Origin of the sequence: Streptomyces noursei ATCC 11455, from assembly GCF_001704275.1 — a bacterium.
Lineage (GTDB): Bacteria > Actinomycetota > Actinomycetes > Streptomycetales > Streptomycetaceae > Streptomyces > Streptomyces noursei.
This window is the reverse complement of record NZ_CP011533.1, coordinates 5,671,787-5,686,609: the sequence shown is the minus strand read 5'-3', so window position 1 is coordinate 5,686,609 and position 14,823 is coordinate 5,671,787. Positions and strand designations below refer to the sequence as shown.

Annotated in this window: 14 protein-coding genes; 9 read left to right on the top strand and 5 right to left on the bottom strand. The window is 68.1% G+C overall.

Going from position 1 to position 14,823, the window contains the following annotated elements; all coding sequences use genetic code 11:
• The first annotated feature begins 284 nt into the window (after window positions 1–284).
• Window positions 285–2,960, top strand: coding sequence for a hypothetical protein (locus SNOUR_RS24185; RefSeq protein WP_067350787.1), 2,676 nt, complete (start codon window positions 285–287; stop codon window positions 2,958–2,960).
• 337 nt (window positions 2,961–3,297) lie between these two features.
• Here the strand turns inward: SNOUR_RS24185 and SNOUR_RS24180 are convergent, their stop codons facing one another.
• The 3 genes from SNOUR_RS24180 to SNOUR_RS24170 are packed head-to-tail and all read right to left on the bottom strand — an operon-like array spanning window position 3,298 to window position 4,129.
• Window positions 3,298–3,600, bottom strand: a complete 303-nt coding sequence (locus SNOUR_RS24180) for a hypothetical protein (protein WP_159425904.1) — start codon at window positions 3,598–3,600, stop codon at window positions 3,298–3,300.
• A 17-nt stretch (window positions 3,601–3,617) separates the two neighbouring features.
• Complete coding sequence (locus tag SNOUR_RS24175) at window positions 3,618–3,815, bottom strand: hypothetical protein (RefSeq protein ID WP_067350781.1); 198 nt, start codon at window positions 3,813–3,815, stop codon at window positions 3,618–3,620.
• Window positions 3,815–4,129 carry a hypothetical protein gene (locus SNOUR_RS24170; RefSeq protein WP_312633476.1) on the bottom strand — a complete coding sequence of 105 codons (315 nt, stop codon included), beginning with the start codon at window positions 4,127–4,129 and terminating at the stop codon, window positions 3,815–3,817. Before SNOUR_RS24170 ends, SNOUR_RS24175 begins: the two co-directional genes overlap by 1 nt.
• A gap of 188 nt (window positions 4,130–4,317) precedes the next feature.
• Between SNOUR_RS24170 and SNOUR_RS24165 the strand changes: the two genes are divergently transcribed.
• The 4 genes from SNOUR_RS24165 (at window position 4,318) to SNOUR_RS24155 (ending at window position 8,973) form a co-directional block, all read left to right on the top strand.
• Window positions 4,318–5,142, top strand: a complete 825-nt coding sequence (locus SNOUR_RS24165) for a helix-turn-helix domain-containing protein (RefSeq protein ID WP_067350775.1) — start codon at window positions 4,318–4,320, stop codon at window positions 5,140–5,142.
• Entirely contained in the window at window positions 5,139–5,345 is a 207-nt protein-coding gene (locus tag SNOUR_RS43290) for a DUF397 domain-containing protein (protein WP_079142858.1), read from the top strand. The genes SNOUR_RS24165 and SNOUR_RS43290 overlap by 4 nt, the downstream gene beginning before the upstream one ends.
• A 309-nt stretch (window positions 5,346–5,654) precedes the next feature.
• A complete protein-coding gene (locus tag SNOUR_RS24160; RefSeq protein WP_067350773.1) occupies window positions 5,655–6,938 on the top strand; it encodes an LCP family protein in 1,284 nt (427 codons plus the stop codon).
• A gap of 265 nt (window positions 6,939–7,203) precedes the next feature.
• On the top strand, window positions 7,204–8,973 hold the full coding sequence (locus tag SNOUR_RS24155) for an LCP family protein (protein WP_067350769.1): 1,770 nt from the start codon (window positions 7,204–7,206) through the stop codon (window positions 8,971–8,973).
• Here the strand turns inward: SNOUR_RS24155 and SNOUR_RS49280 are convergent.
• On the bottom strand, window positions 8,939–9,463 hold the full coding sequence (locus SNOUR_RS49280; protein WP_376738542.1) for a PEP-CTERM sorting domain-containing protein: 525 nt from the start codon (window positions 9,461–9,463) through the stop codon (window positions 8,939–8,941). The two genes, SNOUR_RS24155 and SNOUR_RS49280, sit on opposite strands and share 35 nt — an antisense overlap.
• Window positions 9,464–9,575: 112 nt before the next feature.
• On the opposite strand from SNOUR_RS49280, the gene SNOUR_RS24150 reads away from it, so the two are divergent.
• Window positions 9,576–10,883, top strand: a complete 1,308-nt coding sequence (locus SNOUR_RS24150; protein ID WP_446677950.1) for an LCP family protein — start codon at window positions 9,576–9,578, stop codon at window positions 10,881–10,883.
• A 55-nt stretch (window positions 10,884–10,938) separates the two neighbouring features.
• On the opposite strand, the gene SNOUR_RS24145 is transcribed toward SNOUR_RS24150, so the two are convergent.
• Entirely contained in the window at window positions 10,939–11,970 is a 1,032-nt protein-coding gene (locus SNOUR_RS24145; protein WP_067350764.1) for a glycosyltransferase family 2 protein, read from the bottom strand.
• Window positions 11,971–12,259: 289 nt separating this feature from the next.
• Between SNOUR_RS24145 and SNOUR_RS24140 the strand changes: the two genes are divergently transcribed.
• From SNOUR_RS24140 to SNOUR_RS24130, 3 genes are read left to right on the top strand one after another with little or no spacing between them, the layout of a single operon-like run.
• Window positions 12,260–13,732 carry an LCP family protein gene (locus SNOUR_RS24140; protein ID WP_067350762.1) on the top strand — a complete coding sequence of 491 codons (1,473 nt, stop codon included), beginning with the start codon at window positions 12,260–12,262 and terminating at the stop codon, window positions 13,730–13,732.
• On the top strand, window positions 13,729–14,181 hold the full coding sequence (locus tag SNOUR_RS24135) for a hypothetical protein (RefSeq protein ID WP_067350759.1): 453 nt from the start codon (window positions 13,729–13,731) through the stop codon (window positions 14,179–14,181). Before SNOUR_RS24140 ends, SNOUR_RS24135 begins: the two co-directional genes overlap by 4 nt.
• A gap of 37 nt (window positions 14,182–14,218) precedes the next feature.
• Window positions 14,219–14,821: a VanZ family protein gene (locus SNOUR_RS24130; RefSeq protein ID WP_067350757.1), complete on the top strand. Its 603-nt coding sequence runs from the start codon at window positions 14,219–14,221 to the stop codon at window positions 14,819–14,821.
• Window positions 14,822–14,823 lie beyond the last annotated feature (2 nt).

Genomic DNA, 14,823 nt, shown 5'->3' with positions numbered 1-14,823 from the left:
GACTGTGCGTCGAATGCCACCGTCGCATCACGGCCTGCCAGGGTGCCGTAGGAGTTCCCCTCTCCGGCACCGCTGAAGAAACTCAGCGCACCGCCGCCATGGTTCTTGGACTTCTCATCATTGTGGAGACGCTTGCCAATGCCTACGCCCGACGCATCGCAGAACGCTACGGACTCCGACCCGACGCCCGAACGGGATACAGAACCCCTCGTGCTGCCTAAGCCTGAAGACCTCATTCCGACGAAACCTCGTGTCATCGACGTCATTGTTCGGGGGCTTGAACCGTGAGGCACATTCTTGTTTTCGATACCGAAACCACCGCCGACACCGTGCAGAACCTGAACTTCGGCGCGTTCCGTATCTACGAACTCGACTACGAAGGGCAGATACTCACGCTCATAGAAGAAGGAATCTTCTACCAGGACGACCTAGCGAAACGCGATCCGGAAGGGTTCGCGACACTGAAGGAATACGCCGAATCCCACACGGCCCCCATCGATCACCGCATCCTGTCGATATCGGTAGCGGACAGGAAGCTGCATTTCCTCTCGCGCACGGAATTCGTTGAGCACTACCTGTGGCGCCGGGCCTACCGGTACCGCATGGGAGTTGTCGGCTTTAATTTGCCGTTCGACATTTCCCGTATCGCCATTGACGTGGGAGCCGCACGAGGTTTCTACGATGGGGGATTCTCGTTCAAGCTCTGGGAGGACAACGACCATTGGCGCCCCCGACTCAGGGTGAAGCATTTGGATTCGAAGAAATCGTTCATCGGTTGGGGCACGACTCCCGAGCACAAATGGCGGGGACTGTTCATCGACTGCCGGACGCTGGCGTTCGGACTGACTAGCACTCCACACAGTCTCGAATCGGCTTGCCGGGCGTTCGGAGTTGAGGGCAAGCACCCCGTGACCGACCACGGAGTCATCACCCCGGAGTACATCGACTATTGCCGTGAGGACGTAGCAGCGACCGCCCGACTTTTCGACGCCATGCTGAGAGAGTTCTACAAGCACCCCATCCCTAAGTTGGCGCACCAGGTCTATTCACCCGCCACGCTTGCGAAAGGGTATTTCGAAGCCATGGGCATTACCCCGCACATGGGGCGTTCCTCGGTCCCTGACGATGTGCTGGGGTTCACCATGTCCACGTTCTTTGGCGGCCGGGCCGAAGCACGCATCCGACGCACCACCGCTCCCGTGTCGGTGCTGGACTTCACGTCCATGTATCCCACGGTCGGTCACCTCATGGGCTTGTGGGACCTGATCACGTCTGCCGATATTCAGGCCGAGGAATTCGACCTTGATCTATCGAATGTCGATGTGGACTACTGCCTGAATCCCGATAACTGGCCTAGCTTCGTCGGCATAGCCCAAGTCATGCCGGACAAAGACGTGCTACCAGTCCGGGCGAACTACGGACTGAACGAGACACCCAATATCGGCATCAACTACTTCAGCGCCACTGAACCTTTCTGGTACGCCATTCCTGATGTGATCGCCTCCACCCTCCTTACTGGAAAGGCCCCGAAGGTGTTGAAGGCGTACCGGTTCACGTCGGCCGGCCGCGCCCCCTCACTTCAACCTGTCTCGCTCCTGGGGCGCATCGACGTATCCCCCGAAGAAGACTTCTTCAAATACGCGGTGGAAGAACGCCAACGGGTGAAGAACTCCGACCCCCAATTGGCGGCACTCCTCAAGACGGTAGTAAACTCCGGGAGTTACGGAATCTTCGCTCAGGTCAACCGCAAGAAATTCGCCCAACCGACACCGGGCAAACTGCTGTACCGGTCCGGAGTAACCCAACGAATCAGCACGTCGAAGGAAACACCGGGCGAGTACTGCTATCCGCCGTTGGCGACCATGCCGACTTCCGGGGCGCGGCTCATGCTCGCACTCATGGAGAAAATCGTGCTGGACGCGGGTGGCTACTACGCCTTCATGGACACAGATTCCTGTGCGGTAACCGGTACCGATCCTGATGCCATCATTGAACGATTCGACGCACTGAACCCCTATGACCGTGACCTCGTACCGCACATGCTCAAGAGGGAGTTTGACGGATACGCCTACGTCATCAGTGCCAAGCGTTACGTGCTCACCGACGCGGCCGGGAACATCGTCAAGAGTTCAGAACACGGTTTGGGCTATCTCATGGCGCCGGAGAAGGGTGGGCATAAAGCGTGGATCGAGCGTTTGTGGCGTGCCATTCTCGACGACGAAGAACCCGAATGGGGAACTCTCTCTGCCCTTATGCGTCACAGCGTTTCATCTTGGGGGCTTTACAACGCGTTCCGCACCCTCAATGCAAAAAAGAAGTACACGGAACAGATGAAGCCTTTCAACTTCATGATGATCGGGCAGATTGATCCCATGTACCGGGCCCCGGAATCGGGATTGCTCATCGCACCCTACGAAGCCGACAGTGCCAAATGGGGGAGCGTGACATGGGTGGACCGGAACAACCCCGACAAGCCCATCAAACGCCCTCCGCTCGTTGTCTTTCAAGACGTCATTGACGACTATGCCGTTCACCCAGAATGGAAATTCGAGGACTTGGGCGGCCAATACTGCCTGACAACGACCAGAGGAATACTCAGGCGCCAATGGATACACGCCCCCGGCGCCACCACGGTTGGCAAGGAATCCAACAGTCTTGAGGGAACTGAACTACTTGACGCCGAAGGAATCGCGCCGGTCCTTTTCGGGAAGACCTGGGAAGACTGGTTCCCTCTCGTTGATTTCTTCCTAGACCAGTGCGCCGAAAGTAACGTCGCGTCACGAACTCAAGTCAAGCAATACCGGAAAGGCAGCAAACCCCGACCGAAGAAAATGAAGGAAATCATCCAAGCCAGTGCGCTCTACGCATGGCGAGACCTCAGAGAAGAACACGCGGATTCTATTCTGAATCGCGACCCGCTACACGTACTGCAAACCTGGTACCACATACACCACGGCTGAGAAAAGACAAGGACCCGCCAGCCCCAAACTGGCGGGTCCTTTCGTCCCCTGAATGCTCCGTCACCCAGGGAACAGCACAACACTACGCGAGATCACACCGGAGGAATCCCACCAACGGCAACCAGGGGTGTACCAGGCTCATGACGACCCTCACACCGCACCGGCGCCTGACAGAAGAACCCCCGGCGCCCACACGACCAACACCCCACATTCGCCCACACCGTGACGCCACAAAGGCCCGGATCAACACGTAGCAACTGCTCCTTCGTACACCCCCACCCCATGCACCCACGGCATTCAAGATGAGGCCCAGCGCACTGCAATCCGACCATTCCCCCTAGCTCTTCGGAACGCAGTGCAGACACGGCGTCTTACCGTCGCGCTCAGCCTTGCTCAGCGACACCACCGCCACGACCGGCGCCGGATTGATCCGGCCCAACGTGTAGCAGGTGGGAATGGCGTGGTAACGCATCCCCCGCCCCTTGGCGACGTACACCGGACCGCTACCCGCCGACTGGGAGACGGGATGCTGACGGGCCTGCGAAGCCGACGACCCATCGTCGTGAAACACGACAGTGACGCCGTGTTCCTCGCAGTAGTACGCCCACCGACTCAACGGCTGCATGTCGTGAGAAGGCATGACCGGGCAACGCTGGATCACTGGCCATCCCCCTTGATGCCCGCAGCGGCCCGTTCGGTCCTGGTGGCCAGCCGGAGCATGCGGGCCGGAGTCGCCCACTCAGTGCCCCCGCCCACGGGGCGGAGGTGCACCTTGCCGCCCCAACTCCCGTCCATCACCACACCGATGCGTCCGTGCAACTCGTCCCAGACGTAGGCGCCCTGTCGGTACGTCATCAGCCAGCCACCTCCACGCCGTGAATCCGCCGGGGGCCCGCGTCGATCCCGTGCGTCGAGAGCCACAACGCCCGGCGCCGACCCCGCTGCAACCGCCGCTCCTGGCGCTCCTGGGGGGTCAGGATGTACGGCCGGAGGAACGCCACGTCCTCACCCCGCAGCACCCGCAGTTCGGCCGGGACACGGGGGATGGTGAGCGTGGGGGTGTCGGGGTGTTCAGGGGTGGGCGGTGCATCGGCCGACCGATGCCGGCCACGGGCGGGGAACAGCAGATGCAACAGCAGTTCGATGATCCACGCGCTATGTTTGCGCATGTCGTCAACCTCCCGACGGTTGATGGCCATGCCCCCGGACGTTCGCCGCGTCGCGGGGGTCTTTGGCGTTCTGGTGGTTCATCAACTCACCACAGAACCGCTAGGGTTGAGGGACTTGACCGCCTTGCGGTCAAGTACGGCGACTGGCGGCCGGTCTGTCAGCATCCTCATATGGGGAGGTCAGAGGGGTGATCGACGTAGAGCGGTCGGGGTACTTGACTCCGCAGCAACGCTTTGGGGTCACAGTCAAGGATGTCCGCATAGGCCGGAAGATCACACAGAAACAGCTGGGGACTTACTCCGGGTACTCAGAGGCGTACGTTTCGAAGGTTGAGAAGGGCACTATGAAACCCTCTCAACAGTTCGCCGAAAAGTGCGACGCCATGTTTCAAACACGCGGCATGTTTGTGCGACTGCTCGGAGACATTGAACGGGACGACAACCCCTCATGGTTTGTGCCGTATCTGGAAAGAGAGCGGGAAGCGTCGAGGGTTCTCGACTTCTCAACAACCAGCATCATGGGGATTTTTCAGACCGGGGAGTACGCACACGCCGCTTTCCGTGCAGGGCACCCACGTGGGTCGGCCGAATTTATACACACTAAGGTGGGTGCACGGCTCAGGCGACGTGAAATCTTGGAGAAGTGCAACCCGCCAATGATCTGGGTGGTGCTTCACGAGGCTTGTTTACGGACTGTAGTTGGCGGGGCATCTGTGATGGCCGCACAGCTTGATCACCTCATCTTGTCCGCCGAATCGCCGAGTGTAGATCTCCAGGTCATGCCGTTCTCGTTCGGAGCTGCGGCGGCGCATGTACCGGCGTTCACTCTACTGACCTTTGACGACGATCCCACCGTTGTGTACGCGGATGACCCGCAGGGTGGGCGGCTTTATCAACAGTGCGAAACCGTGGATACCTATTACGAGCATTACGACCGTCTAAGGTCACACGCGTTAGCGCCCACCGACTCGCTAATCCTCATCGATAAAATCCGTAAGGAGTACCTGTCGTGAATTTGACCAACGCTGCCTGGGAGAAGTCGTCATACAGCGGCTCAAGTGGCGGTCAGTGCGTGGAATTCTCCCGTACATTTGCCGGGTCAGGACTCATTCCCGTACGTGACTCGAAGACCCCCACCGGACCCGCACTGGTTTTCCCGGCTGACGGCTGGTCGTGCTTTGTGTCCGCCGTCAAGCAAGGGGAGTTCCCTGGCTGAGCTGTTCCGAACTCAAGCCAACGGCCACCCTCCAACGTCACGGAGGGTGGCCGTTCGCATGCCCGCCCACCCATGGCTACACAGAGCCACGGATGGTTACATGAAGGACGGGTTCAGCAGGCTCTATCACTACTCCCCCGTCCGGCGGAGGGGGATTCCCGCCGGGCGGGCCGGTTCGCCGGCCCGGGGCCATGCTCGGTGTACGTACGCCGCCCGCGTACGGACTCCCCGGCGCGGGATCCGGTGGTCTGCTCCCCGCGGTGCCCGGCGCGGGGGCGTGCCGCCGACTCCATGAGGGAGGTCGCCCACGTGACCGAGCGCCCCGACATCCCGCCCGACCGTCGACGCCCCTCCGGGGGCCGCGGGCGGGGGACGCCGGGCCGCGATCGGCGGGCACGGTTCCGGGGCTGGCCGGAGCGGCCCGAGGGGCTGCTGGCGACCGACCGGCCGGGGCCGCCGCGGACCCCGGCGCCGCGCCACCGCCGCTGGCTGCGGGCCGCGGTACTGGCACTGACCGTCGCCGTGCTGGCGTCGGCGGGGTTGGGATGGGCCGTGTGGACCCGGCTCAACGACAACATCCGCTCGGACAGCGCCACCGAGCGGGAGCTGGAGAAGTACGAGTCGGAGCGCCCGCCGGCGGGCCCGCCGAACGCGCAGAACATCCTGTTGATCGGCTCCGACAACCGGGGCGGCGGCAACGAGGAGTACGGGGCGGACACCGGCACCCAGCGTTCGGACACCACGATCCTGCTGCACCTGGCAGCCGACCGGAGGAGCGCCACCGCGGTCAGCATCCCGCGCGACCTGATGGTGCAGGTGCCGCACTGCAAGCGCGCCGACGGGTCGGAGTCCGCGCCGCAGACGATGCAGTTCAACTGGGCGTTCGCGTTCGGCGGCGCGGCCTGTGCGATCCGCACGGTGGAGAAGATGAGCCGGATCCGGATCGACCACCACATCATCGTGGACTTCAGGGGCTTCAAGAACATGGTGGACGCGGTGCACGGCGTGCAGCTCTGCCTGGTCCGGCCGATCGAGGACGACGAGGCGCACGTGTCGCTGCCGGCCGGGTGGCAGACGTTGGACGGCGAGGCGGCGCTGGGTTACGTGCGGGCCCGCAAGAGCCTGGGCGACGGCAGCGACACCCAGCGGATGGCGCGCCAACAGCAGTTCCTGGGTGCTCTGGTGAAGAAAGTGCAGAGTAATGGTGTGCTGCTCAATCCGATGCGGCTGTATCCGGTGATGGATGCCGCGACGAGTTCGCTGACCACTGATGCCGGGCTGGCTTCGCTCCGGGGTTTGTACGAATTGGTCCGCAGTATGCGTGGCATTCCCACCGCACATGTGCAGTTCCTGACCGTGCCGCGTACCGAGTACCGCTACGACCCGAATCGCGATGAGCTGGTGCAGCCCGACGCGGACCGGCTCTTCGAGCGGCTGCGCAATGATCAGCCGGTGGCGGTGGTGCCGCAGCCCCCCGCCCGGGCCGTGGACGACAAGGTGGCCGGCGACCGGCGGGGCGGGCGGGCGGCGCCCACCGCGAGTCCGCCGCCGGCCTTTCCCGGGAGTACCGCGGAACACGGCGCCTGCCAATAAAAAAGCCGCAAAGGGCGGCGGCGCCCCGTGAAGGGAATGGGCGGATTGCCCAGTTGTAGGGAAGTGGAATTTGTCACGGGCGTCGCCCCACGTTGAACTGGGCGGATAGTGTGAGCGATCCGGTCCGCTCGACCAGCCGACCGATGACCCTTGTCCATTGACTGTTGACTGTTGACCGAGCACCGAACCAGCTAAGACACGATCGACCGACCGAGCGCCTTGAGGGGATGGCGCCGCGTGGTACCGACGGAGGACTCAAGGCACCGTGGACGCGCAAGGCCGTGGGCAGGCGGACGACAACAACGTCGATCCCGCCGATCAGTGGGTGTTCAATCCGAACACCGGCAACTACGAGTTGCGGCTTGACCCGGCGGGTCAGGCCCCGGCTCGGCCCGCCGACCGCAAGGCGCCCGGCAGACGTTCCGCGCGCAATCCCCGTGCGGGGGGCGGTGACACGGACACCCGTCCGCTGCCGGTCCAGCGTGGTCGGGGCGCGGACGACGACGAGCCCGCCGAGCCCGCCGAGGGCGGCCGGGCGGCGCGCCGGGCGGCCGGCCGGGCCGGGACCGCGGCGGCGGCCGGGGCCGGGGCCGCGGCGAGCCGCCGCAAGCCCAAGCCGAAGAAGTCGGGCAAGCGGAAGTTCCTGTACTGGACGGCCGGTGTGGTGGGCTTCGTCCTGGTGGCCGGCTGCGGCACCGCGTTCGTGATCTACCAGCAGCTGGACGGCAACATCAAGAAGGTCGACGTCGGCGAGGAGAACTCGGCGGTCACCGACGGCCCGGTGAACCTCCTGATCATCGGCACCGACGCGCGCACCGGCAAGGGCGACACCGGCTACGGCGACTCGGGCAGCGTCGGGCACGCGGACACCACGATCCTGATGCACGTGTCCAAGGACCGGACCAACGCCACCGCGCTGAGCATCCCGCGCGACCTGATCACCGACATCCCGGACTGCCCGACGAAGCAGCCGGACGGCTCGACGAAGGTCGTCCCGGGCCAGCAGCACGTGCGGTTCAACACCAGCCTGGGCCAGGAGGGCCGGGACCCGGGCTGCACCTGGCGGACCGTCGAGAAGCTGACCGGGGTGAAGATCAACCACTTCATGATGGCGGACTTCAACGCCGTCAAGGACCTGTCCGACGCGGTGGACGGCGTCGAGGTGTGCGCGGCCAAGGACATCAACGACCCGAAGTCGCACCTGAAGCTGACGGCCGGCCGCCACGTCGTCAAGGGCGAGCAGGCGCTGGCGTTCGTCCGGACCCGGCACTCGGTGGGCACCGGCAGCGATCTGAGCCGGATTCAGCTCCAGCAGCAGTTCATCGGGTCGCTGATCCGCAAGCTGAAGTCCAGCGCGTTCGGCAGCCCGAGCAAGCTGCTGGACGTCGCGCAGGCGGCGACCAAGGCGCTGACGGTGGACACCGGTATCGGCACCGCGAGCAAGCTGCTGGACTTCGGCAACGACCTGAAGAAGGTCGATCTCAACAAGATCACCTTCGCCACCGTCCCGGTGCTGGACAACCCGCGGGACAAGGCCACCGTCGTCCTGGACACGGCCAAGGCCGACCCGCTGTTCAAGATGGTGCAGCAGGACCACACGCTGGCCAAGGGCGCCGGCAAGGACAAGGGCGGCAAGAGCGCGCCGGTCAAGAAGGCCCCACCGGAGCTGGTCCGGGTCGATGTCACCAACGGGGGCGGGCCGTTCGGCGCGGCCCAGGAGACCGTCGACTGGCTGCAGAACACCAAGGGCGCCCGGCTGTCCACGAACGCCGGCAACGCCCCGGAGAAGCTGTCCGCGACCCGGCTGGAGTACGCGCCCAACCAGGCCGACCAGGCCGCCACGTTGGCCGAGTGGATGGGTCTGCCCAAGAGCGCGTTGAAGAAGACCGGCGCGGACGCCGGTCCGCGGGTCCCGATGAAGCTGGTGCTCGGCAAGGACTTCACGGCACCGGGTTCACCGATCGAGGCGCCGACCGAAACCCCGGAGGGGGTTCAGCACGTCAATGCAGATGACAAGAACATCTGCGCGAAGTAACCCGGCGGGCCACTCGACAGGGAACGCCAACAGGGGCCCAACAGGGGACGCGGCGACAGCCGCCCCAGTGGAGCCGGTGCTTGCATCGGCTCCACTGGGGTCGGTGCTTGCACCGGGCGCCGAGCGCACCGGAACGGACACGGGGGGATTGCCGAATGCCGCAGAGCGGTGTGCGCGGTGACGGGCAGCGCCAGGAGCCGGAGCCGCAACGGCTGGGCTGGAAGGCCGGCGGCTTCGCGAACAAGGGGCTGCCGCCGGACGCGCCGGACTGGGCCGCCGACGGAGCCGTCGGCAGCCTCGCGTCCGACGCGGACGGTGGCCCGCCCGATGACGGGCCGACCGGCGGCCGCGCCCGGCGCCGCAAGGCCAACAAGGCCGACAAAGCCAACAAGGCCGCCAGGGCCGACGGTTCCGGCAAGGGCGGCAAGGGCCGCCGGGTGCTGCGCTGGACGGCGCTGGGCCTGGGCGTGCTCCTGGTGGCCGGGGCCACCGGCGGCTACCTCTACTACCAGCACCTGAACGCCAACCTCCGCAAGGAGGCGCTGGACCTCGGCCCGGGCGGGCTGAAGAAACCGGAGCCCAACGCGTTCGGGCAGACGCCGATGAACATCCTGCTGCTGGGATCGGACGGCCGGAACACCGAGAAGAACATCGAGCTGGGCGGGGCCCGCCAGGACGCGGACCGCAAACCGCTGGCCGACGTGCAGATGCTGGTGCACGTCAGCGCCGACCGCAGCAACATGTCGGTGATCTCCATACCCCGGGACACCCGGGTGGCGATCCCGCAGTGCACCGACCCCAAGGACGGCCACACCTACCCGGAGACCACCGCCGCCATCAACGAGTCGCTCCAGCACGGCGGTCCGGGCTGCACGGTCGCCACCTGGAAGGCACTGACCGGGATCTACATCGACCACTTCATGATGGTCGACTTCGCCGGGGTGGTGGACATGGCCGACGCGGTCGGCGGGGTGCCGGTCTGCGTCGACCGGAACGTCTACTCGCACGACAGCAAGGGCCACGGCAGCGGGCTGAAGCTGACCAAGGGCACCCACTCCGTCCAGGGCGTCCAGGCGCTCCAGTGGCTGCGCACCCGGTACGGCTTCGAGGACAACACCGACATCGGCCGGGCCAAGGCCCAGCACATGTACATGAACTCGATGATCCGTCAGCTCAAGCAGGGCACCAAGCTCACCGACCCGGTGCAGCTGCGGGACCTGGCGGAGGCCGCGACCAGCGCGCTCACCGTCGACGAGGGGCTCGGCTCGGTCAAGAAGCTCTACGACCTGGGCGGCGACCTCCAGCGAGTGCCCACCCAGCGGATCACGATGATCACCATGCCCTGGGAGTACGGCCCCGGGGAGCGGTACGTCGTCCCCAGGCCCGGTGACGCGGAGGCCACCTTCGGGATGCTGCGCGGCGACGTGGCACTGGACGGCAAGGACACCACGAAGAAGCCGGAGCCGGCCCCCTCGCCGTCAACTCCCAAGGACAAGCTGGCCGTTGTCGTCCAGAACGGCACCGACGGCGCACGTGGACCGGCCGGCGGCCGGGCGAACGACATCCAGGAGCGGCTGGTCGCGCTCGGCTACGCCGGCGCGCGCACCGACTCCCGGCTGACCAGTCAGGCCGACACCGCCCTGCTCTACAAGGGCGCCGCCCAGCGGGGCGACGCGCTGGCGCTCGCCAAGGCGCTGGGGCTGCCCGGCGGCTCGGTGCGGGAGTCGTCCTCGGTCAGCACGATGCGGCTGGTGGTCGGCGAGGACTGGCGGACCGGCACGGAGTTCCCCGCGGCGTCCGGCGCGGGCGGCGGGGCGTCCGCGCACCGGGCCCCGAAGAGCGCGGACCCGCTGAACGCCGAGAAGGACTCCTCGGCCTGCATGAAGGTCAATCCGCAGTACACGTTCTGACCCGCCGGGACCTGCGGCAGGGGGTGCGCGCCACCGGGCGCGCACCCCGTGGCGGCTACTCCGCGACCGGGGCCGGGGTCTGCACGGCCGGCCGCCGGCTGGCGATGACCTTGCGCGCGAGGGCGCGCGGGCTGGTGAGGAAGCCGACGCCCCACGACATGTGCATGGTCGCCAGGGCGACGGGGATCTGGGCGCGGGCCTTCAGCGAGAGCCCCTTGCCGGCCGGCAGCGAGCCCGCGGTGATCGCGGCCAGATAGCCGGCCGGGACGACCAGGCCCCAGGGGGTGACGGCCGCGCCGACGACCAGGCCCGCCGCGATGGCGCAGACCGCGGTCGGCGGGGCGAGGTAGCGCAGGTTGATCGACCCGGAGTGGTAGCGGGCGACGACGTGCCGCCACTTCCCGTAGTCCTTGTACTGCTTGGCCAGCGCCTTGATGCTGGGGCGCGGCCGGTACTGGACCTTCAGCTCCGGCGAGAACCAGACGCCGCCGCCGGCCTCCCGGATGCGGAAGTTCAGCTCCCAGTCCTGGGCGCGGATGAACTCCACGTTGTAGCCGCCCTGCTGCTCCAGCACCTCGCGTCGGAAGACACCGAGGTAGACCGTCTCGGCGGGGCCGGCCGTGCCGCCGGTGTGGAAGGCGGCGTTGCCCACACCGATCTTGGAGGTCATGGCGGCGGCCACCGCCTCCTCCCAGGCGTTCTCGCCCTCGGCGTGCATGATGCCGCCGACGTTGGCCGCGCCGGTCTCCGCAAGGAGGCGCACGGCGGTGGCGATGTAGTTCGGCGAGAGCATGCCGTGGCCGTCGACGCGGACGACGACGGGGTGCCGGGACGCCTTGATGGCGGCGTTCAGCGCGGCGGGGGTGCGGCCGGTGGGATTGGGCACGGTGTGCACCCGGGGGTCCTCGCGGACCAGTTCCGCGGCGATCTCGTCGGTGCGGTCCGTGGACGGGCCGAGGGCGATCACCACCTCCATCTCGCCGGCGTACTCCTGCGCCAGGATGTGCCGGACCGCGTTGCGCAGGTGACGTTCCTCGTTGAGCACCGGCATGATCACGGAGACGGCCGGGAGCTGCTGCTGGGGCATGGTTCCTCGGGGGTACGGCCCGCGGCGAGCCGCCATGGGGAGGGCGGCAGCGCCCGCCGGGAGACTGCGGTATTCCGCCTCACGGTACCGCGAACGGGGGACGCCCTCGGACGGCAACCGGGTGGCCGGGCAGCGTTCGCCCGGTGTGTGGCGTTTTGATGCAGATCATATGGGCTTACGGTGACCCGGTCCGTTCCGTGACAGGCCCCGCGCCGCGGCCGTCGGGCACCGCCCGGGCCCGTCCCACCCGGCTCCGCCGCCCTGTCCCCGTCCACCGCGGAGGTGGCCTGTGACCGCGCCGTCCCCCTCCTCCCGCACCGTCCCGGGCCGGCGTCCCCGGCGGTCCCGACGACGCCGGGAGCGCCGGCGTCGCCCGGAGCCGCGCTGGGGACTGCGGATCAGCGCCGCGGCGACCGCCCTGCTGCTGTCCGCGAGCGGTGTGGGGCACGCCATGGTCACCGACGTGGAGACCGGGATCGGCCGGGTGGACGCCTTCCAGGGGATCAGCGACCGGCCCGGGGACGGCGCCGGGCTGACCTTCCTGGTCGTCGGCACCGACGGCCGGGAGAAGCTGACCGACGAGGAGAAGCAGCGGTACCACCTGGGCGGCGAGCCCTGCCACTGCACCGACACCCTGATGCTGGTGCACCTCTCCGCCGACCGGAGCCGGGCCAGCGTCGTCAGCCTCCCCCGCGACTCGTACGCCGAGGTGCCCGCCCACCAGGACGCCGACGGCCGGCGCCACCCCCGGCACGCGCTCAAGCTGAACGCGGCCTACGCCGAGGGCGGCGCCAACCTGACCGTGCGCACCGTCGAGCACATGACCGGGGTGCACATCGACCACTACCTGGAGGTCGACTTCACCAGCTTCATGCGGACCGTGGACGCGGTCGGCGGGGTGGAGGTCTGCACGGTGCGCCCGCTCCGGGACCGCTACTCGGGGCTGGACCTGCCGGCCGGGACCTCGCGGCTCAACGGCGGCCAGGCGCTCCAGTACGTCCGCTCGCGGCACGTCGACGCCTCCGCCGACCTGGGCCGGATGCAGCGCCAGCAGCGTTTCCTGGCCGCGCTGCTGGACCGGATCACCTCGTCCGGGGTGCTGATGAACCCGGTCCGCTTCAAGGCGGTCGCGGACGCCATGCTCCGGTCCGTGCGGGCCGACGACGGCTTCGGCGCGGGCGATCTGGCCGATCTGGCGCAGGCGATGCGCGGCTTCGGCCCGGCGTCGTCGGAGTTCGCCTCGGTGCCGCTGCGGGGCGAGGCCGAGAACGTGCCGGGGCTGGGCTCGACGGTGCACTGGGACCCGGTCCAGGCGCCGAAGCTGTTCCGGGCGCTGCGCGAGGACCGGCCGTTCGCGCCCCGCCCGGAGCACGCGGCGCCGCCCGCCACGCTCGTCGACGTCCCGCCCGAGCGGGTCCAGGTGCGGGTGAAGAACGGCACCGGGCGGCACGGGCTGGCCGCCCGGGTCACCCGGGAGCTGCACGACACCGGCTTCGCCACCACCGGCGCGCCCGGCGACTCCGCGCCGGGCGCGGTGCCGCACACGGTGATCACCTACGACCCGCACTGGAACCGGTCGGCGCGCTCGCTGGCCGCCGCGCTGCCCGGTGCCCGGCTGCGCCCGGCGGCCGGACTCGGGCCGACGCTGCGCGTGACCGTCGGGGCGGACTTCCGGGCGGTGCGACCGGTACGCGCCGAGGAGCCGACCCCGGCCCCCGGCACCCTCGCGGCGATCACCGGCGACCAGGCGGTGTGCCGATGACCGTGCCCGCGCCCCGCCGCACCGCCGCGGGGCCGCCGCCGGCCGGACCGGACCGCCGGCTGCGCGCGGGCCGGACCGCGGCGGCGGTCGCGCTGCTGGCGCTGCTCGCGGCGACCGCGGCGGCGGCCCCGGCGGCCCCGACCGCGCCGGCCGGCTGCGGCGTCCTGGTCCGCGGCCGGCTGTGTCTGCGCGGCCCGGTCGGCGCGACCGGCCTCTACACCGCCGTCTACCAGCGGGACGAACCGGTGCTCGGCGAGCTCACCATCCGGCTCGGCTACCAGCGCAAGAACTCCCGGATCACCGCGTTCCCCGGCTGGTTCGGCACCGGGCGGACGCACGGCGGCACGCTCCGGCTGAGCGGCCGGGTGGAGATGCTGCCGGACGAGTGCATCCGGGGCGTGATGGAGCACACCGCGACGGTCTTCGTCACCAAGTGGAGCTGCGACTGACGCCGGGCCGTCCGGTGTCCGGAAAGGTGTGTGCGAGATGTGGCAGATCGTCCTGGCCCTCACCCCGGCCATGGTGGTGCTCTTCGTGCTCGGTTGGCTGGCGTTGGCCGTGGGGTTGGCGCTGTGGTCGCTGCGGGCCCCGCACCGGCACGCCCCGCGCACCGCGGCCCGGGTCCTGTTGGCGGCCTGGGTGCTGCTGATGCTGGTGGTGACCCTCACCCCCACCCAGCCGATCGGCTCCGCCGACGCGACGTTCTGGTGGCGTCCGGGCGGGGGGCTGCTGGAGCTGGGCGCGCAGCTGGAGCCCGGGGAGGTGGCGCTGCTGGTGCGGCGGCAGATCGCCGGCACCGCGCTGTTCCTGCCGGTGCCGCTGCTGCTGCGGTTCGCCGCGCCCCGGTGGTCGGCCGCCGGCGCGTTCCTGCTCGGGGTGGGCCTGAGCGTCGCCATCGAGGTGGCGCAGCTGCTGATGCGGGCGGGGCGGGTGGCCGACATCGACGATGTGCTGTGCGCGGCGGCCGGGACCGTCGTCGGGGCGGCGCTGGCGCTGCTGGCGAAGGGGGCGGCGGTGGCGCTCCACCGCCGGGCGCGGTCCGGCCGGACGGTCCGGGCCGCCGCGGCGCCCGCGCCCGAGGAGGCGTGAGG